Origin of the sequence: Streptomyces sp. NPDC059816 (assembly GCF_042732055.1) — a bacterium.
In the GTDB taxonomy this organism is placed as follows: Bacteria; Actinomycetota; Actinomycetes; order Streptomycetales; family Streptomycetaceae; genus Streptomyces.
Map to the genome: position 1 here is coordinate 70385 of NZ_JBHWIQ010000011.1, position 17818 is coordinate 88202.

General features: G+C 71.4%; 15 protein-coding genes and 5 tRNA genes. 10 read left to right on the forward strand and 10 right to left on the reverse strand.

All coding sequences use genetic code 11. From position 1 onward, the window contains the following. Window positions 1–177: 177 nt before the first annotated feature. From ACFV88_RS16575 to ACFV88_RS16615, 9 genes are all read right to left on the reverse strand, one after another. Entirely contained in the window at window positions 178–705 is a 528-nt protein-coding gene (locus ACFV88_RS16575) for a DinB family protein (RefSeq protein WP_385491401.1), read from the reverse strand. Window positions 706–828: 123 nt separating this feature from the next. After that, window positions 829–1410 (reverse strand): ATP/GTP-binding protein, encoded by a 582-nt coding sequence (locus tag ACFV88_RS16580; RefSeq protein ID WP_385491403.1) that lies wholly within the window; start codon window positions 1408–1410, stop codon window positions 829–831. Further along, on the reverse strand, window positions 1391–1975 hold the full coding sequence (locus tag ACFV88_RS16585) for a DUF742 domain-containing protein (RefSeq protein WP_385491405.1): 585 nt from the start codon (window positions 1973–1975) through the stop codon (window positions 1391–1393). Before ACFV88_RS16585 ends, ACFV88_RS16580 begins: the two co-directional genes overlap by 20 nt. Before the next feature lie 155 nt (window positions 1976–2130). Then, window positions 2131–2544: a roadblock/LC7 domain-containing protein gene (locus ACFV88_RS16590; RefSeq protein WP_190151225.1), complete on the reverse strand. Its 414-nt coding sequence runs from the start codon at window positions 2542–2544 to the stop codon at window positions 2131–2133. A 10-nt stretch (window positions 2545–2554) separates the two neighbouring features. Beyond that, window positions 2555–5803: a nitrate- and nitrite sensing domain-containing protein gene (locus ACFV88_RS16595; RefSeq protein ID WP_385491408.1), complete on the reverse strand. Its 3249-nt coding sequence runs from the start codon at window positions 5801–5803 to the stop codon at window positions 2555–2557. Between the two features lie 352 nt (window positions 5804–6155). Further along, window positions 6156–6737 carry an ATP/GTP-binding protein gene (locus ACFV88_RS16600; protein WP_385491411.1) on the reverse strand — a complete coding sequence of 194 codons (582 nt, stop codon included), beginning with the start codon at window positions 6735–6737 and terminating at the stop codon, window positions 6156–6158. Continuing rightward, the gene (locus ACFV88_RS16605) at window positions 6718–7128 is read right to left on the reverse strand and encodes a DUF742 domain-containing protein (protein ID WP_385491414.1); all 411 of its coding nucleotides are present in this window, start codon (window positions 7126–7128) and stop codon (window positions 6718–6720) included. Before ACFV88_RS16605 ends, ACFV88_RS16600 begins: the two co-directional genes overlap by 20 nt. Window positions 7129–7279: 151 nt before the next feature. Beyond that, window positions 7280–7693, reverse strand: a complete 414-nt coding sequence (locus tag ACFV88_RS16610) for a roadblock/LC7 domain-containing protein (protein WP_385491416.1) — start codon at window positions 7691–7693, stop codon at window positions 7280–7282. 10 nt (window positions 7694–7703) lie between these two features. Beyond that, window positions 7704–11783, reverse strand: coding sequence for a nitrate- and nitrite sensing domain-containing protein (locus ACFV88_RS16615; protein ID WP_385491419.1), 4080 nt, complete (start codon window positions 11781–11783; stop codon window positions 7704–7706). A gap of 609 nt (window positions 11784–12392) precedes the next feature. Here ACFV88_RS16615 and ACFV88_RS16620 point away from each other — a divergent pair. The 9 genes from ACFV88_RS16620 (at window position 12393) to ACFV88_RS16660 (ending at window position 16367) form a co-directional block, all read left to right on the forward strand. Next, a complete protein-coding gene (locus ACFV88_RS16620; RefSeq protein WP_385491422.1) occupies window positions 12393–12581 on the forward strand; it encodes a hypothetical protein in 189 nt (62 codons plus the stop codon). Between the two features lie 165 nt (window positions 12582–12746). Beyond that, window positions 12747–13544, forward strand: coding sequence for a fumarylacetoacetate hydrolase family protein (locus ACFV88_RS16625; protein ID WP_385491425.1), 798 nt, complete (start codon window positions 12747–12749; stop codon window positions 13542–13544). Continuing rightward, entirely contained in the window at window positions 13537–15012 is a 1476-nt protein-coding gene (gene gltX, locus ACFV88_RS16630) for a glutamate--tRNA ligase (RefSeq protein ID WP_385491428.1), read from the forward strand. The genes ACFV88_RS16625 and gltX overlap by 8 nt, the downstream gene beginning before the upstream one ends. 16 nt (window positions 15013–15028) lie before the next feature. Beyond that, entirely contained in the window at window positions 15029–15754 is a 726-nt protein-coding gene (locus ACFV88_RS16635) for an HAD family hydrolase (protein ID WP_385491431.1), read from the forward strand. 89 nt (window positions 15755–15843) lie between these two features. After that, window positions 15844–15915: transfer RNA gene (locus tag ACFV88_RS16640), tRNA-Gln, on the forward strand. Window positions 15916–15936: 21 nt separating this feature from the next. Continuing rightward, window positions 15937–16009, forward strand: a tRNA-Glu gene (locus ACFV88_RS16645). A gap of 88 nt (window positions 16010–16097) precedes the next feature. Continuing rightward, window positions 16098–16170: transfer RNA gene (locus ACFV88_RS16650), tRNA-Glu, on the forward strand. 31 nt (window positions 16171–16201) lie between these two features. Further along, window positions 16202–16273 (forward strand) — tRNA-Gln (locus ACFV88_RS16655). Window positions 16274–16294: 21 nt separating this feature from the next. Next, window positions 16295–16367: transfer RNA gene (locus ACFV88_RS16660), tRNA-Glu, on the forward strand. Window positions 16368–16447: 80 nt separating this feature from the next. Here ACFV88_RS16660 and ACFV88_RS16665 read toward each other — a convergent pair. Further along, entirely contained in the window at window positions 16448–17116 is a 669-nt protein-coding gene (locus ACFV88_RS16665; RefSeq protein ID WP_385491432.1) for a MerR family transcriptional regulator, read from the reverse strand. Window positions 17117–17198: 82 nt separating this feature from the next. On the opposite strand from ACFV88_RS16665, the gene ACFV88_RS16670 reads away from it, so the two are divergent. Further along, window positions 17199–17684 (forward strand): DUF4188 domain-containing protein, encoded by a 486-nt coding sequence (locus tag ACFV88_RS16670; protein WP_385491435.1) that lies wholly within the window; start codon window positions 17199–17201, stop codon window positions 17682–17684. Window positions 17685–17818 lie beyond the last annotated feature (134 nt).

Sequence of the window (17818 nt, forward strand, 5' to 3'; positions counted from 1 at the left end):
CTCTAAGATCCGCGCTCTGGTGTGTCCATCCTCCTGGTTGTGGGCGTCGGGCCCCCACACGACGCCGGGGGCCCCCCCGCTGGGGGGGGGGGGCCCCCCCGGCCGCGCGGCGGCGGGGGGGCCCCCCCCCCCCCCGGGGGGGGGGCCCGACGGCGTCCTGCCAGGCGTCCCCGGCCCCTAGGCGCCCACGCGTCCGTCCACCCGCTCGCGCAGCAGGTCCGCATGCCCGTTGTGCCGGGCGTACTCCTCGATCAGGTGCACCAGGATCCAGCGCAGGGACACCTCCTCCCCACCGACGACCTGGGCGTTCTCCGTCGACAGCACGCCCAGGTCGTCCAGCCCGGCGTCCGCGGTCAGCGCCCGGCCCCGCTCGACCTCGGCCCGCCAGTCGGCGAGCGCCCGCTCCAGGGTCAGCCCCGGCACCGGGGCGAACCCGTCCGCACCGGACTCGGGGTGGACCCGCGGCACCTCACGGGCCGCGAACACCCGCTGGAACCAGGTGCGTTCCACCTCCGCCAGGTGCTGCACCAGGCCCAGCAGGGTCATCCGGGAGGGCTCCACCGAGGCCGTGCGGGCCTGGGCGTCGTCCAACCCCTCGCACTTGAGCACCAGGGTCGCCCGGTGCAGGTCCAACCAGCTCTCCAGCATGGTGCGTTCATCGCCGCGCGGCGGCGGTACGGTGCGTCCGTCCGGGGTGGTGGCCATGTGTTCACGTCTGCCCCGGGACGCGCGCCGCCTAACGGGTCCGCAACGAGGAGGAGCCGCACCGGATGCGTACCGGTGCGGCTCCTTCCGTCTGCTCCGCACCCGCCCGGTACGGAGCACCGATCAGCGCAGTCGGGCCATGAGGGCGTGTTCCACGAGGGTGATGAGCGCGCTCTTGGCGTCGGCGCGGTGGCGGGCGTCGGTGGTGATGATGGGAGTGTCGGGGCCGATCTGGAGGGCCTCGCGCACTTCGTCCGGGGTGTAGGGCTGACTTCCGTCGAAGCCGTTGAGGGCGATGACGAAGGGGAGGCCGGAGTTTTCGAAGTAGTCGACGGCGGGGAAGCAGTCGGCGAGGCGGCGGGTGTCGACCAGCACGATGGCACCGATGGCGCCGCGTACGAGGTCGTCCCACATGAACCAGAAGCGGTCCTGTCCGGGGGTGCCGAACAGGTAGAGGATGAGGTCCTGGTCGAGTGTGATGCGGCCGAAGTCCATGGCCACCGTGGTGGTGGTCTTGTCGCCGGTGTGTGTGAGGTCGTCGATTCCCGCGCTGGCGGACGTCATGACGGCCTCGGTACGCAGCGGGTTGATCTCCGAGACCGCGCCGACGAACGTGGTCTTGCCCACGCCGAAGCCGCCCGCCACCACGATCTTCGCGCTGGTGGTCGACCGGGCGGATCCGCCGCTAGAGCTTGCGAAGTCCACTGAGCACCCTTTCGAGCAATGTCACGTCTGGCTGCCCGCCGGCGCTGTCGTCGCCGCCGGGCTGATGAATGGCGACCAGGCCCGCCTCCGCCAAGTCGGCGACGAGGATCCTGGCCACACCGAGAGGGATCGTCAGCAACGCCGAGACCTCGGCGATCGACTTGATCTCCCGGCACAGATTGCAGATCCGCTGGTGCTCCGGCAATTGCCCTTGGAGCTGGTGCGGTTGTGCGGTGGTGCTCACCAGTGCTTCGATGGCGAGCTGGTACCGCGGCCTGGTCCGTCCGCCGGTCATGGCGTACGGACGCACGAGGGGGTTGCTCGCGGAACCCGCAGGCGCCGGGTCGGGTGACCTGCGCTGGGGGTACACGGGGGGAACGCGGGGTACGCGCGGCCGGTGCGACTCGTAGGGCGAGGGACCCTGAGGCCGCTGGGGCGGTTGGGGCAGGGGTTGCTGTGGTCGACTGCTCGGCGTGGAGGGGAAGTTGTACCGGTTCCGCGAGTCTTCGCCGTGCTCCTGGCCGTACGACCAGCGACCCGGGGAACCGCTTGGGGATGTTGCCACTTCTTCCTCCTCCTGCTGTGCCGGGCACCCAACCGTGGGGAGCCGCGTCCCGAAACCTTACGACTCCGGGACGTGCCTACGCATCGCCTGACCGTCGGTGAGGGGAATGCCGTCCGGGAAGTATCCCTCTTCCCGGAACCTCCCGTGGGCGCCGCTCAGTTGAGCAGGCTCCCCTGGAGCTCGGCGCGCAGGTCCGGAGTGAGCACCGACCCCGCGCGGTCGACCAGCAGGGCCATCTCGTACCCGATGAGACCGATGTCGGCCTCGGGGTGGGCCAGGACGGCCAGCGAGGAGCCGTCCGAGATCGACATGAGGAAGAGGAAGCCGCGCTCCATCTCCACGACGGTCTGGTTCACGCTGCCGCCTTCGAAGATCCGCGAGGCTCCCGCGGTCAGCGAGGTCAGGCCGGACGCGACCGCCGCGAGCTGGTCGGCTCGGTCCCGCGGAAACCCTTCCGACATCGCCAGAAGGAGTCCGTCGGCGGAGACCACCACGGTGTGGGACACCCCGGGGGTGTTGTCCACGAAGTTGGTGATCAACCAGTTCAGGTTCTGTGCCGCCTGGCTCATCGGGCTCACACTAACGCTCCTGGTTGTAGGTGCTCCCAGAACCACTGTGGTCATCCCCAGTGGTCTGGCCGTTCATCTCACTTCCCGCCTGACGCCCCCGTTGGACGCCCCGGCGCAGGTTGCTGAGCCTGCCCCTGACGTCCTCGGGCGCGCGGGAGACCTGCGGGCCGCCCTGCGGGGTCTGCTCTGCGGTGCCCTCGACCAGATTGGCCCTGGGCACCCGTCGCGGCAGCCCGGAAGCGGTGACCCCGTCGGCCTTGGGCCTGCGGAGCTGTTCGGCGCGCTGCCACCGGTCGTCGTTGGCCGAGCGCCAGTCACCGCCGTTCCCGCTCCCGTCGTCCACCGGCCGCTCGCCCGACGTAGACCGCTGGGGTCCGTCGACGTCCTGGCCGGCGTCCGACAGCCACTGCTGGCCTGCGCCCGTGGCACCGTCGTCGCTCGACGGGGAGCCACGACGGGGTAGACCGGCACCGGTCAGCGGATGACCCGCGACCGCGGTCGGTTCCGGACGATCGAAGCCTACGCGCTCCGCGGCACCCGCGTCAGCGGGCCGTATGGATTCCGGATACCCCGCGAGGTCCTGCGGGAGGCCCTCCGGGGAGCCGTTCTGGTGCTGCCACCCCGGCTGGTGGGGCCGCGCCTCGTAACTGCCGAAAGGTTCCGGCGCGATTCCGTCCGGATCTTGTCGGTCGGCTTCCGGATGGGACTGTTCCTGATAGCCGTCGGACGACCTGAAGAAGGGGTCCTCGTAGGACGTTCCGGACACCTGTCCGTAGGCGTCGGAATGCTGCTGCGGGTACCCGTTCACCGGTTGCGGCGGATAGCCGACCGGGGTGTCCTGCGGGTAGGGGAGGTGCGGGTCGTACGCGGTGGGCTGCGGAACGCTCCCGTCGTGGCCGGAACCGCCCGGGTGGACGCCGCCCTCGGGCCCGCCCTCCGGGGACACCGCGTGCTCCGGTGACCTGAGCGGCGCTTGAACCGGGTCCGGTTCCCGGACCTCGTCGGGTGCCTGCGGGTACCGGCTGTCGTCGAACCCCAGCTCGGCGGCGGTCCGCAGGGGGCCGGCGCCCCGGCCCGGCTGTCCGGAGATCATCTGCGCCAGCGGGGTGCTCCCCGCCGCGTCGACCGGCGGGACGTCACCGGGCTGCTGGTCGCCGCCCCCGTGCGTGATCGCGTCGGGCAGCATGACCAGGGAGGTCGTCCCGGCCTGCTCGCCCGAGGGACGCAACTGGACGCGGATGCCGTGCCGGTCGGCCAGCCGACCGACCACGAACAGCCCCATGCGCTGGGAGACCGCGGCGTCCACGGTCGGGGGATTGGCCAGCTTGTGGTTGATGTCCGCGAAGTCCTCGGTGGTCAGACCGATGCCCTTGTCATGGATCTCGATCACGATCCGGGCGTCGGGCAGCCGGGTCGCGGTCACCTTGACCCTGGTCTGCGGCGAGGAGAACGTCGTCGCGTTCTCCAACAGCTCGGACAGCAGGTGCACCAGGTCGGTGACCGCGCGACCGTGGATGTCCGCCTCGGGCACCCCGGACAGCTCGATGCGCTCGTACTGCTCCACCTCCGAGGAGGAGGCGCGCAGCACGTCGATCAGCGGCACCGGCTGGTCCCAGCGGCTCCCGGGTTCCTCGCCCGCGAGGACGAGCAGGTTCTCGCCGTTGCGCCGCATGCGGGTGGCGAGGTGGTCCAGCCGGAACAGGCTCTCCAGCTGTTCCGGATCGGCCTCGCTGTTCTCCAGCTCCGTGATCAGCGTGAGCTGGCCCTCGATGAGGGACTGGTTGCGGCGCGAGAGGTTGGTGAAGATCGCGTTGATGTTGCCCCGCAACAGGGCCTGCTCGGAGGCGAGTCGCACGGCCTCGCGGTGCACCTGGTCGAAGGCGCGGGCCACCTCGCCGATCTCGTCCGTCGTGTGGATCGGGATGGGCTCCACCCGGGTGTCGACCCGGCCCGGCTCGGCCCGCGACAACTGGTCGACCAGCATCGGCAGCCGCTGCTCGGCGACGCCGAAGGCCGCGTTGCGCAACCGGCTCATGGAGTGGCTCATCTGCCGGGCCATGAGCCCGGCCAGGAGGAACGCGGTGAGCAGGGCGACCACGATCGCCGCACTGGTGAGGAAGGTGTCCTGACGGGCCCCGTCCGCGATCTCGGCGGCCTCGTTGACCGCCTTGTCGGCGAGTTCGGCCTCGATGGTGCGGTAGCCGTCGAACTTGAGGGTGTTCACCGCCCACCAACTGTCGGCGGTGACGCCGTCCTCGGTGAGTGCCGCGCGGGCCTCGCGCCCGGTGCCGGTCAGCGCGGCCATCTTGGCCACCATCTCGGTGGTCGACGGCGGGGGCACGTACTCCTTGCCGCGCGCGTCGGCCCCGTCCTCGGCCTTCTCGACCAGGGCCTTGGCGTCCGACTTGACCTTCTCGGTGACCTCCTCCAGCCGCGCCATGTCCTGGGGGGTGCCGCCGCCGGCGTACTCGTCCAGGGCGATGCCCTCCAAGTACGCGTAGCTGCTGACGGCCAGCTTCTGACGGTCCAGGCTGGTGGCGTCGGGGCCGGGCGCGACCAGGATGTGCATGCCGACGGAACGTTGCAGCGACACCGCGGCCTTGCCCAGCGAGATGGCGTACACGGTCCGCCCGTAGCTGGTGATGTTGCCGGTGCCGAGTCCGAGCTCGTTGGCGAACTCCATCAGGGGGTGCTGGACCTCGACGTAACCCTCCTCGGTGCGCACCCCCGACAGCTTCTTGGTGTACGCGGCGGAGCGCAGCTCGGTGAGGTCGCCCTCCACCGTGCGGAACGCCGCCAAGCGCCGCTTGAGGCCGGCGTCGTCCGGCATGTTGCGGGCGGCGACGTCGAACTCCTCGGCCGCGGTGTCGGTCGCCCGCCGGGACTGGGCGATCACCGGGTCGTCGGTGCGTCCCCGGAGCAGGGGGGCGGCCGTCACGTCACGTTCGTCGATGAGTCGGTTGGCGTAGGTGAGGGAGGCCCGGACGAGCCGGGCGGTGGCCTCGGCGTCCTCGGCCTCGTGCCAGGTGTCGACGGACCCCTTGACCTGGAAGCCGCCCATCACGAGTCCGACCAGGACGGGCAGGAGCAGGATGGCGTTCAGCCGGGCCGGCACGCGCCAGTTGCGGGGCGAGAGCCGTCCGCCGGAGCGGCCCGCGGGGGCGGGTCCGGCGGATATGTTCGAGGGCGCCGCCGCGCGGGGCGGCGGGGTGAAGTTGCCCCGCGCCGACGGCTCGGGAGTGCTCTTGCCTCGCCTCACTCGACCAACAACCTCTCGGCGTCGGCACCAATCCTTGTGCCGCATCGTCTCCGGGCTGCCCGTGGCTACTGGGCAGTTCAGCGCATTCCAGCACGTCAGGCTGTGCGATTCCAAACAGTCGGATGCGAGGGTTCCGGCTCCGTGGGACCCCAGATAAAACGGTCATAAAGAGCGAGCCCCGCCAAAAGGCGGGGCTCTGGTGGCGCAGCGGCACCGTGTGACTCCGACACGTGGCGACTACGGCGCAATTCTCTTTCGAAACGTTATGAACACGGTCACCCACCGTCGCGGACCGTGCGGCGGGTTCTCGTTTGCCTACGGCAACTTCCGTAGGCGGGGGATGACTTGGTGCCTACCGCAGTCGGGCCATGAGGGCGTGTTCCACGAGGGTGATGAGCGCGCTCTTGGCGTCGGCGCGGTGGCGGGCGTCGGTGGTGATGATGGGGGCGTCGGGGCCGATCTGGAGGGCCTCGCGCACTTCGTCCGGGGTGTACGGCTGGTGTCCGTCGAAGCCGTTGAGGGCGATGACGAAGGGGAGGCCGGAGTTTTCGAAGTAGTCGACGGCGGGGAAGCAGTCGGCGAGGCGGCGGGTGTCGACCAGCACGACGGCGCCGATGGCGCCGCGTACGAGGTCGTCCCACATGAACCAGAAGCGGTCCTGTCCGGGGGTGCCGAACAGGTAGAGGATGAGGTCCTGGTCGAGTGTGATGCGGCCGAAGTCCATGGCCACCGTGGTGGTGGTCTTGTCGCCGGTGTGTGTGAGGTCGTCGATTCCCGCGCTGGCGGACGTCATGACGGCCTCGGTACGCAGCGGGTTGATCTCCGAGACCGCGCCGACGAACGTGGTCTTGCCCACGCCGAAGCCGCCCGCCACCACGATCTTCGCGCTGGTGGTCGAGCGCGCCGCCCCCGAGTCAGAGCTTGCGAAGTCCACTGAGCACCCTTTCGAGCAGTGTCACGTCCGGCTGACCACCGGCGTTCTCGTCGCCGCCGGGCTGGTGAATGGCCACCAGTCCCGCTTCCGCCAGGTCGGCCACGAGGATCCGGGCCACCCCGAGGGGCATGGACAGCAACGCCGAGACCTCGGCGACCGACTTGACCTCACGGCACAGGTGGCAGATCCGCTGGTGCTCGGGGAGCAGCCCCATCAGCGCGGCGGGGTCGGCGGTGGTGCTCACCAGGGCTTCGATGGCGAGCTGGTACCGCGGCCTGGTCCGACCGCCGGTCATCGCGTACGGACGCACCAGCGGCTGGTCGCCCTCCTGCGTGTACGGCGCGTGGTGTGAGGCTCCGTACTGATCGTGAGAGGCGGGTGGCGGGGTCATGAATCCTCCGGGCGGGACAGCAGGGAGTCTGCGTGCCGTCTGACAGAGCCGGTGGGGGGATCGAATGGCGGCCGGACGGTGAGTGGGGCGGTTCGATCGGCTGGGCAGTGGGTCGGACGGGACGGACGGGGCGGGAGACGGGAAGGCGGGTTCAGTGGAGGAGGCTCCCCTGCAGTTCTGCGCGCAGGTCCGGAGTGAGTACCGACCCCGCGCGGTCCACGAGCAGGGCCATCTCGTACCCGACGAGACCGATGTCGCACTCGGGGTGGGCCAGGACGGCCAGCGAGGAGCCGTCCGAGACCGACATGAGGAAGAGGAAGCCGCGCTCCATCTCCACCACGGTCTGGGTCACGGTACCGCCTTCGAAGATCCGCGAGGCTCCCGCGGTCAGCGAGGTCAGACCGGACGCGACCGCCGCGAGCTGGTCGGCCCGGTCCCGCGGAAACCCTTCCGACATCGCCAGAAGGAGTCCGTCGGCGGAGACCACCACGGTGTGGGACACCCCGGGGGTGTTGTCCACGAAGTTGGTGATCAACCAGTTCAGGTTCTGTGCCGCCTGGCTCATCGGGCTCAACTTAGTGCTCCTGCTGGTGAGTGGGGCGGGGATAGTTGCCGGTCGACGGACCGTTGCCGGCCTGTCGACCCTGCTGGATGCCCCTTCGGAGATTGGTCAGCCGTCCACGCACGTCATCGGGCGCGCGCGAGACCTGCGGACCGGTCTGGTGCTGTTGTTGCTGGGCCGTGCCCGCAACGAGGTTCGCACGGGGTACCCGCCGGGGCAGCCCCGAGGTGGTGACGCCGCCCGCGGTGGGCTGGCGCACCCGCTCGGCCTGCCGGACGAGTTCGTCGTTGGGCGAGGTCCGCCAGGAGCCGGTGCCGGCCGCGGGACCCGCCGCAGGGGCGACCTGCGCACCGGGGTGCTCCTCGGCACGGGCCGGCAGCGACGGGCGCTCCGGGAGCCCGGGGCCCTCGGCGCGGGCGGCGTCGTCCACCGGCTGCTCGGCGGCCCGCTGACCGCGGAACCAGTCCGTCTCCAACGTGTCGTACAGCGGGGTGCGGCCGTCGCCCGGGCCCGCGGGGGGCAACCCGGCACCGGGCCCCTGGGGGGCCTCCTGCCCGTACTGCGGTACCGGCCGCTCGTACGAGCCGGTGTCGTGGGCGGGCCGCTCGAACTGGCCGGTGTCCTGTGCCGGCAGCTCGTACGGACCGGTTCCGCTGCCGTCCAGGACGGGGCGCTCGTACGGGCCGGTGTCCTGGGCGGGCTGCTCGTACTGGCCCGTCTCGTGGGCCGGCCGTTCGAACTGGCCGGTGTCGTGGGCGGGCTGCTCGTACGGGCCGGTGTCCTGGGCGGGGCGCTCGAACTGGCCGGTGTCCGCCGGGCCCCGGCCGTAACCGGGGACGCTCGGCGTGCGGTCCTCGTAGGCGGTCGGCTGGACCACCGGGAACTGACCGGTGTCGGCCGGCCCCTGCGGAGCCGGAGCGGCCGGGGCCGCCGGCGTCCCGAAGACGTCCGAGCGGACGAACTGGCTGTCCTGACCGCCGCCGGGCCGCTGGTGGCCGGGGTCCGGGCGCGGTGCGCCGAAGTCCTGCGAGGACACCTGGGCGTCGCCGTCGGGCCGGTTGAACTCCGGGGCGGGGCCGCCGCGGCGCTCGTCCACCGGGGGGAAGGCCGAGGTGTCGGCGGGCGAGGCGCCCGGGTACTCGTCGAACCGGGGGAACTGCGAGGTCGCGCCGGGCTCCTCGTGGCCCCGCGGGGCCTCGCCGTTCGCCCGGGGGGCGGCGGGGCGTGCGCCCTCGTCGTCCCAGCCGGGAGTCGGCTGCGGAACGCCGGTGCCCGGCAGTTCGGCCCGCGGGCCGCCGCGGGCCGGGAGCTGCGGACGGTGGCCGTCCGGTGCGGGGCCGCCGCGCTCGGGCCGGCCGTCGCCCTGCGCCGGACGGGCGCCGGTGCGGTTGCCGAACCCGTCGAACGTGGGGGCACCACCGGGGCGGCCGGAGCCGCCACCGCTGGGGTGACCGTCCGGTCGCGGACCGCCGGGCGCACCCGGTCCGGGCTGCCCGGGCTGTCCCGGGGGACGCGCGCCGGGTCGACCCGGCAGGCCCGTCCCGGTGGACTGGAGTCCGTGCGGACCCGCGCCCTGGCCGCCCGGTGCACCCTGGCCGCCCTGGCCGAAGGGGCCGGCACCTGCGGGTGCCGGACGTCCCTGCGGAGCGCCGGGAGGCATGGCACCGCCCGGTCCACCGGGACCCTGCGGGACACCGTCCCGGCCCGGCAGCGCCGCGCGCGGACCACCCTGGGGAGCACTCACCCCGGGCCGTCCGGCGGCGGGGCCCTGACCGCCCCGGCGGGCGGCGGCACCGGCCGACGCCTGTGCGGCGGCGGGACCGCCGGGCGGGATGCCGGGAGCACCCGAGGGGCCGGGACCGCCGGGCATGCCCGGCTTGCCGACCGGTCCCCGCTTGCCGCCCTGGGCGACGTCGACGGGGAGCATGACCAGGGCGGTGGTGCCGCCGGAGTCCGAGGGGCGCAACTGGATGCGGATGCCGTGCCGCTGGGACAGCCGGCCGACCACGAACAGGCCCATGCGGCGGGAGACCGAGACGTCCACGGTGGGCGGCGAGGCGAGGCGTTCGTTGATCGCCGCCAGGTCCTCGGGGGAGAGGCCGATGCCGGTGTCGTGGATCTCGATGAGCACCCGGCCGTCGGGCAGGGCGTGCCCGGTGACCTTGACCTTGGTCTGCGGCGAGGAGAACGAGGTGGCGTTCTCCAGCAGCTCGGCGAGGAGGTGCACGAGGTCGTTGACGACCCGGCCGGCGACCTCGGTGCCCGGCACCGACGACAGCTCGATCCGCTCGTACTGCTCCACCTCGGAGGCGGCGGCGCGCAACACGTCGACCAGCGGCACCGGACGGGTCCAGCGGCGGCCGGGCTCCTCGCCCGCGAGGACGAGCAGGTTCTCGCCGTTACGGCGCATGCGGGTCGCGAGGTGGTCGAGCTTGAACAGCGACGAGAGCTGGTCGGGGTCGGCCTCGCGGGACTCCAGCTCGGAGATCAGCGAGAGCTGGCGCTGGATGAGGCCCTGGGAACGGCGCGAGAGGTTGGTGAACATCGCGTTGACGTTGCCCCGCAGCAGGGCCTGTTCGGCGGCCAGCCGGACCGCTTCGCGGTGCACGTCGTCGAAGGCCGCGGCCACCTGGCCGATCTCGTCCCGGGAGTGCACGCCGACCGACTCGACGGAGGTGTCGACGTCCTGCGGGTCGGTCTCGGACAGCTGCTTGACCAGCTCGGGGAGCCGGTCCTGGGCGACCCTGGTCGCGGTGTCCTGGAGCCGTCGCAGCGAGCGGATCATGGAGCGGGCCACCACGAACGCGCCGACGAGCGAGACGCCGAGGACGATCAGGATCAGCGCACCGCTGATGATCGCTCCGCGCTCCGACTCGTCGCGCAGCTCGCGGGCCTTCTGCTCCATCTCACCGAGCAGCGTCCGCTCGATCTTCTTCATCGCTTCGATCTTGGTGGTGCTGGCGTCCAGCCAGTCCTTGTACGACCGCTTGGAGGCGGCCTGCAGCCCGCCTTCGGTCGCCAGGACACGGCGGGTGTACTCCGCCGCCTCCTTGATCGTCGACTGGCCCTTGTCGATGGGCTTCAGCAGCTCGGCGTCGTCACCTTCGTAGATCTGCTGGAAGGTGCTGAGCTCGGAGTCTTCCTTGTCGGCGACGCTCTTCGCGTAGCGCCGGTCCAGCTCGGTGAGTCGGCCGCGGTCCGTCTTGTTCGGGGGCAGGGCCGCGGCGATGACCGCGCGCTGGACGGACGCGTACTCCTTGGCGGACGAGAACGCCGCGAGGGCACGGGTCCGCTGGACCATCTCCGGGTTGCTGGTGGCCTGCGCCATGTCCTGCGACAGGGAGAGCAGTTCCTCGATCAGCGAGCTGTACTGGTCGATGGTCTGCGAGTACGAGTTGCGGTCCTTGTACGCGTTCTCGCGGGTTTCCTTCAGGTCGCTCAGCTGACTGGAGATCGTCAGGACGCTGGAGTGCACGCCTTCGAGGCCCTCGCGGTCCCGGGCCTCGTCGACGGCCTTGGTGCCCTGGAGGAAGGTGTCGCGGGCGCGGTCCGTCCGCTCGCGGGGACCCTTGACCTCGAAGTCGGTCGACTTGCCGCCGTGCGCGAGCGGACCGGCGGAGTTGTCGCGCTCGTCCTGGAGCGCGGCGGCCAGCTCGGTCGCCTGCTTGGTCATGTCGGTGAGCAGCTTCATGTTGTCGAGCTGCTGGATGTCGTCCATCGACTGGTTGATGCGCAGGGCGCCCAGCGAGGTCGCGGCGACCACGGGGAGGGCGAGCAGCGAGACCAGACGGGTCGAGATCCGCCAGTTGCGGAGCGCTATTCGCGATCCGGGGCCGGTCGGGGCCTTGGCCTTCGGCTTCGGGGCCGTGGGCGGGGTGCCGCCGGGGCCCTGGACCCCCTCCTGCTGGCCGCCCGGTCCCGCCGGTCCCGGGTGTCCGCCGGGTGCGGTCGGACGGGCGGCGCCGTCGCCGCTGCTGACCACGGATACGGGTCCCGGGTTCTGGGCGTGCTGGGGCGAGGAGCCACGGTCGGTCCCGCCGCGCGGCTCCGGCTCCGCCGGACCGCTGCCATCCCTCTTGAAACGTCCCTGCACTAGCGTCGCAACCTCTGGACCAGGCGTCCCTCCACGCAGTGGTGGGACGGTGTCGGCGTCAATCAGGGGCGCCGCGCGCTGCCGCACCCCTGTGGTGGTCGTGAGTGACCGGCGCTGTTCTTCGTTCCGCCGCTCACTCGGCGCTTCGTTGCGCCCCCTGTGCGCCGGTCTGGTTCCTGCGGCGGTCCGTGGAATTCCAGCACAGTGCAGGATCTCCAACAAGAGCAGAGGGTGAGGCCGTGGTTTCGGTGACGCGGTGTGCGTCGCCCGTGACAGGACGTAGAAGCTCATCTGGGGCATAACGGGCATACCGCAGTGACGTGCCAGTGTTGCCCGGGTGTCCTAGTCGCCATGATCGGGAGCGGAATAGGCGCTTCAGGTGATGAATGTCCGTTTCATGGATGAAGGGCCGCCCTGTGAAATGCCGGAAATGTCTAGCAACTCGTGAGCAAACTCACACCCCCGCCTCGGCGTTATCGGGCCCCCGTCGGGGAATTGCGCGTTTAGCCTGACGCTTTACAACGATTGCACAAATGACAACCCGCGCGCCGGGAGCGCCCCGTGGCGGTGAATCGGCGCCCCGAGTCCAGGACAGGGTCCGCACCCCAAATGAAGACCACGATGCCGTCGCGCACCACCGCCAACCCCCGCCGTACGACGTTGGCCCACCTCGAGGACGCCAGCGGTCTCGGCCCGGCCGAGGTCCCCACGCACTCCCTCGACCTGCCGACCCAGACGGCCAACCCGCGCCGCACGATCCTCACCGAGGTCCCCGAGCCCGCCGCCCCGACCGCCTGAGCCCGGCCCGCCCCCCGGCGAGGGGGGCGCACCACCCGCGGGCCGGAGGCCCTTCCCCGCGTCGGACCGATCGCGCGGCAGCGAGTGGCCGCCGAGCTCCGCGGGGAAGCCGCGTTAGCCTGGACCCCCGATCTCCAGCCAGCAACAAGAGGGGCGCAAGGCACCGTGCGCATCGCCAGGTTCTCCATCGACGGCCATGTGGCCTTCGGCGCCGTCGAGGGTGACGGCCCGCCCGGCTCCACCGACGGCCTCGTCGTGAACATCATCAAGGGCATCCCGTTCGCGGACTTCGAACTGTCGGGCACCCGCGTCCCCCTGGACCAGGTGCGCCTGCTGCCCCCGGTCCTCCCGAGCAAGGTCATCGGCATCGGCCGCAACTACGCCGACCACGCCGCGGAACTCGGCAACGAGGTTCCGAGCACCCCGGTCTCCTTCCTCAAGCCGAGCACCTCCGTCATCGGCCACGGCGACCCCGTCGCGTACCCGTCCTTCTCCCGGGACGTCCACTACGAGGCCGAGCTGGCCGTGGTGATCGGCCGGCTGTGCCGGGACGTCCCCCGCGCGCGGGTCAAGGACGTGATCCTCGGCTACACCTGCGCCAACGACGTCACCGCCCGTGACGTCCAGCGCAGCGACGGCCAGTGGACCCGGGCCAAGGGCTTCGACGGCTCGTGCCCCCTGGGCCCCTGGGTCGAGACCGGGATCGACCTGGCGACCGCCGGCGACCTCACCGTCCAGTGCACGGTCAACGGCCAGCAGCGCCAGCTCGGCAACACCAAGGACATGGTCAGGTCCATCGAGGACCTGGTCGTGCACCTCACCGAGGCCATGACCCTGCTCCCGGGGGACGTCATCCTCACGGGCACCCCGGCCGGGGTCGGGCCCCTCAACGTCGGCGACGAGGTCGCCGTCACCATCGAAGGCATCGGCACTCTCACCAACAAGGTGATCCAGCGTGGTTAACGGCCCCGTCCGTGTACGTTTCTGTCCCTCGCCGACCGGCAACCCCCATGTGGGCCTGGTTCGCACCGCCCTGTTCAACTGGGCCTTCGCCCGGCACCACCAGGGCACCCTGGTCCTGCGCATCGAGGACACCGACGCGGCCCGCGACTCGGAGGAGTCGTACGAGCAGCTCCTCGACTCGCTGCGCTGGCTCGGGCTGGACTGGGACGAGGGCCCCGAGGTCGGCGGCCCGCACGCCCCGTACCGGCAGTCGCAGCGCATGGACGTCTACGCGGACGTGGCGGCGAAGCTGCGCGAGGCCGGCCACGCGTACCCCTGCTACTGCACCACCGAGGAGCTGGACGCCCGCCGGGAGGCCGCCCGCGCCGCCGGGAAGCCCTCCGGCTACGACGGCCACTGCCGTGACCTCACCGAGGCCCAGCGGACCGCGTACGAGGCCGAGGGCCGCACCGCGATCATCCGCTTCCGGATGCCGGACGAGCCGATCACCTTCACGGACCTGGTCCGCGGCGAACTGACCTTCACCCCGGAGAACGTTCCGGACTACGGCATCGTCCGTGCCAACGGCGCCCCCCTGTACACGCTCGTCAACCCCGTCGACGACGCCCTCATGGGGATCACGCACGTGCTGCGCGGCGAGGACCTGCTCTCCTCCACCCCGCGGCAGGTCGCCCTGTACCGCGCCCTCATCGGCCTGGGCCTGGCCGAGGCGATCCCCGACTTCGGCCACCTGCCGTACGTCATGGGCGAGGGCAACAAGAAGCTCTCCAAGCGCGATCCGCAGTCCTCGCTGAACCTCTACCGCGAGCGCGGCTTCCTCCCCGAGGGCCTGCTCAACTACCTCTCCCTGCTCGGCTGGTCCTTCTCGGCCGACCAGGACGTGTTCTCGCTGGCCGAGATGGTCGCCGCGTTCGAGATCTCCGACGTCAACGCCAACCCGGCCCGGTTCGACCTCAAGAAGGCCGAATCGATCAACGCCGACCACATCCGGCTGCTCGACGTGAAGACCTTCGCCGAGCGCTGCGAGCCGTGGCTGCGGGCCCCGCACGCGCCCTGGGCGCCGGAGGACTTCGACCAGGCCGTGTGGGAGGCCATCGCGCCCCACGCCCAGACCCGGCTGACCGTCCTGTCGGACATCACCGCCAACGTCGACTTCCTCTTCCTGAAGGAGCCCGTCCAGGACGAGGCGTCCTGGCAGAAGGCGATGAAGGAGGGCTCCGACGCGCTGCTGCGCACGGCTCGGGCCAAGCTCGTCGACGCCGACTGGGCCAGCCCCGAGGCGCTCAAGGAAGCCGTCCTCGCGGCGGGCGAGGAGCACGGTCTGAAGCTCGGCAAGGCCCAGGCCCCGGTCCGGGTCGCCGTCACCGGCCGCACCGTGGGCCTGCCCCTGTTCGAGTCGCTGGAGGTGCTCGGCAAGGACCGCGCCCTGGCCCGCATCGACGCCGCACTGTCGAAGCTCGGAGGCTGACCGGTAGCGTGCGCGCATGAGCATTCGCGCCGTGGTGTGGGACATCGACGACACGCTCTTCGACTACACCACGGCCGATCGCGCCGGCATGGAACAGCACCTGCGCGCCGAGGGCCTGCTGGAGCGGTACGGAACCGCCGAGCAGGCCCTCGCGCTGTGGCGGGAGGTCACCGACGCCCAGTGGGAGCGCTTCGCGGCGGGCGGGCTCACCTTCGAGGGGCAGCGCCGCGAACGGGTCCGGATCTTCCTCGACGCCCCGCTCGACGACGACGCGGCCGACGCCTGGTTCCACCGCTACGTGGCCTACTACGAGGACGCCTGGAGCCTCTTCCCGGACGTGCTGCCCGTGCTCGACGCCCTCGCGGACAGCCACCGGCACGCGGTGCTGTCGAACTCCAGCCTCCACAACCAGGACCGCAAGCTGCGCGTGCTCGGGGTCCGCGACCGCTTCGAGTCCGTGCTGTGCGCGGCCGACCTCGGGGTCTCCAAACCCGCCGCCGGGGCGTTCCACGCCGCCTGTGACGCTCTGCGCCTGCCCGTGCACGAGGTGGCGTACGTGGGGGACCAACCCGAGATCGACGCGGCGGGCGCGGCTGCGGCGGGCCTCTTCGCCGTGTGGCTCGACCGCGGGGTGTGGACGCAGGAGGTGCCCGACGGGCTGTGTCGGATCTCGTCGCTCACCGAACTCCCCCCGCTGCTGCGCGGGGATACCCGTTTTGGAGCGCCGTCCACCTTCGGGTAATGTTCTTCCTGCGCCGCCCGAGCGGGCCGATGAGGTCCGGTGGGGAGCGCACTACCGAGCAAGATCCCCGGCAGGGGATTGCGTCGCGGTGGCCTATGGTGTAATTGGCAGCACGACTGATTCTGGTTCAGTTAGTCTAGGTTCGAGTCCTGGTAGGCCAGCTCGCAGAGCTCATCTGCAAAGCCCCCGTTGTGTAGCGGCCTAGCACGCTGCCCTCTCAAGGCAGTAGCGCCGGTTCGAATCCGGTCGGGGGTACTGATCCATCCCGCATGATCGCCGGGTAGCTCCCGATCGATCCGGCGGTGACATCACCCGGCCCACACGGGCTGGGTGGGATCGCCAGGCCCCCGTTGTGTAGCGGCCTAGCACGCCGCCCTCTCAAGGCGGTAGCGCCGGTTCGAATCCGGTCGGGGGTACGCGTTCGGTCCACGTGATCGTGACCGACTGTGGCCTATGGTGTAATTGGCAGCACGACTGATTCTGGTTCAGTTAGTTTAGGTTCGAGTCCTGGTAGGCCAGCTCGCAGAGCTCATCTGCAAGGCCCCCGTTGTGTAGCGGCCTAGCACGCCGCCCTCTCAAGGCGGTAGCGCCGGTTCGAATCCGGTCGGGGGTACAGGTACGGCAAGAGGGTTCCACCCGGTGGGTGGGGCCCTCTTGCCGTGCGCCCGCCCCGGGCGGGCGCACGGCGCGGGCTCAGCCCTCCGCCACGCCGGGCGCCCCGGTGAAGCGTCGGTGGGACTCCATCACGTCGGCGAGCCGCCGCAGGCCCAGCAGCACCGGCTCGTAGAGCACCGTCAGGGCCACCGCCGCCTCCATCTGCTCCTCGGGCGACCCGTAGCGCTCCACGTGGTCCAGGTCGGTCACCGCCAGCTGCCGCGCCAGCCGCGCGTACGGCGCGAGGTGCTCGACGTCCCAGGGGTACCCGAAGCCGGCCAGCCGGGTCAGCGCCGCCACCAGCATCCGGTACGCGGGCAGCTCCGTCCCGTTCTCGTGGAGCGGGGACCAGCCCATGCCCGCCAACAGCTCGTCGGCCACCCGGCGGGCCGCCTCCTCGGTGGCGGGGTCCGCCGCGGGCGGCTCCCCCGAGCCGTGCGGCAGGGCGCTCACCGCCACGCCCAGCCGGGTGTGGTGGTCCAGCGACTCGTCGTCCACGGTCCTCAGCACCTCGCGCACGGTCGCCACCGACATCCGGCCCACCTGGACCATCGCCCGGACCAGCCGCAGCTTGCGCAGGTGTCCCTCGTCGTACGAGGACTGCGTCGCATTGACCCGCCGGCCGGGCGGCAGCAGCCCCTCGCGCAGGTAGTACTTGATCGTCGCGGTCGACACCCCGCTGCGTGCGCTCAGCTCCGCCAGCCTCATTCCACTTGCGCCTTCCATTGGTGAGTGACACTATCCAAGTGTAGATAGTGAAACTATCCAACCATCGTGCGGGGGTCGCGTCATGGGTGTCGAACTGATCAAGGGGCGGGTCACGGCCGACGTCGAGGGGGAGGTCGTCGTCTTCCTCATCGGGATGCGCATCAACGACTTCCGGGCCGTGCGCAGTTGGCTGCCCGCGGTGCGGGCGATGCCCGCCATGCTCAAGGAGCTGGCCGCGGACTCGGACTCCGGGCTGCTCGGCTTCCGGGCCCTGCTCGGCGGGCCGCGCGTCCTGTACACGGTGCAGTACTGGGAGTCGAAGGAGAAGCTGCTCGCCTACGCGACCCGACCGGACGCCCTGCACCGGCCCGCCTGGGCCGCGTTCAACCGTCGGGTCCGGGACGGCAAGGGGAGCGTGGGGGTCTGGCACGAGACGTACGTGGTTCCGGCCGGCTCCTACGAGAACATCTACGTGGACATGCCCGAGTTCGGTCTCGGAGCGGTCCGCGGGACGGTCCCGGTGGGCAGGCGGGGGGAACGGGCCGCCGAGCGGCTCGCTGCCGGCTGACCGCCGACGCGTCCGTGCCGACTGACCACCGGCGGCGGACGAGGAGGAGTCCGGTGCGGACGGTCGTGACCGTCCGCACCCGACCCCCGGGTGCGGGTGGGGGCCGTCCGCCGGGGCGGCGCACGGCCGCCCAA

Coding starts and splice junctions, on each gene's coding strand:
- ACFV88_RS16575 (WP_385491401.1), bottom strand. CDS start 705: ATGGCCACCACCCCGGACGGACGCACCGTACCGCCGCCGCGCGGCGAT.
- ACFV88_RS16590 (WP_190151225.1), bottom strand. CDS start 2,544: ATGAGCCAGGCGGCACAGAACCTGAACTGGTTGATCACCAACTTCGTG.
- ACFV88_RS16605 (WP_385491414.1), bottom strand. CDS start 7,128: ATGACCCCGCCACCCGCCTCTCACGATCAGTACGGAGCCTCACACCAC.
- ACFV88_RS16610 (WP_385491416.1), bottom strand. CDS start 7,693: ATGAGCCAGGCGGCACAGAACCTGAACTGGTTGATCACCAACTTCGTG.
- ACFV88_RS16620 (WP_385491422.1), top strand. CDS start 12,393: ATGAAGACCACGATGCCGTCGCGCACCACCGCCAACCCCCGCCGTACG.
- ACFV88_RS16635 (WP_385491431.1), top strand. CDS start 15,029: ATGAGCATTCGCGCCGTGGTGTGGGACATCGACGACACGCTCTTCGAC.
- ACFV88_RS16665 (WP_385491432.1), bottom strand. CDS start 17,116: ATGAGGCTGGCGGAGCTGAGCGCACGCAGCGGGGTGTCGACCGCGACG.
- ACFV88_RS16670 (WP_385491435.1), top strand. CDS start 17,199: ATGGGTGTCGAACTGATCAAGGGGCGGGTCACGGCCGACGTCGAGGGG.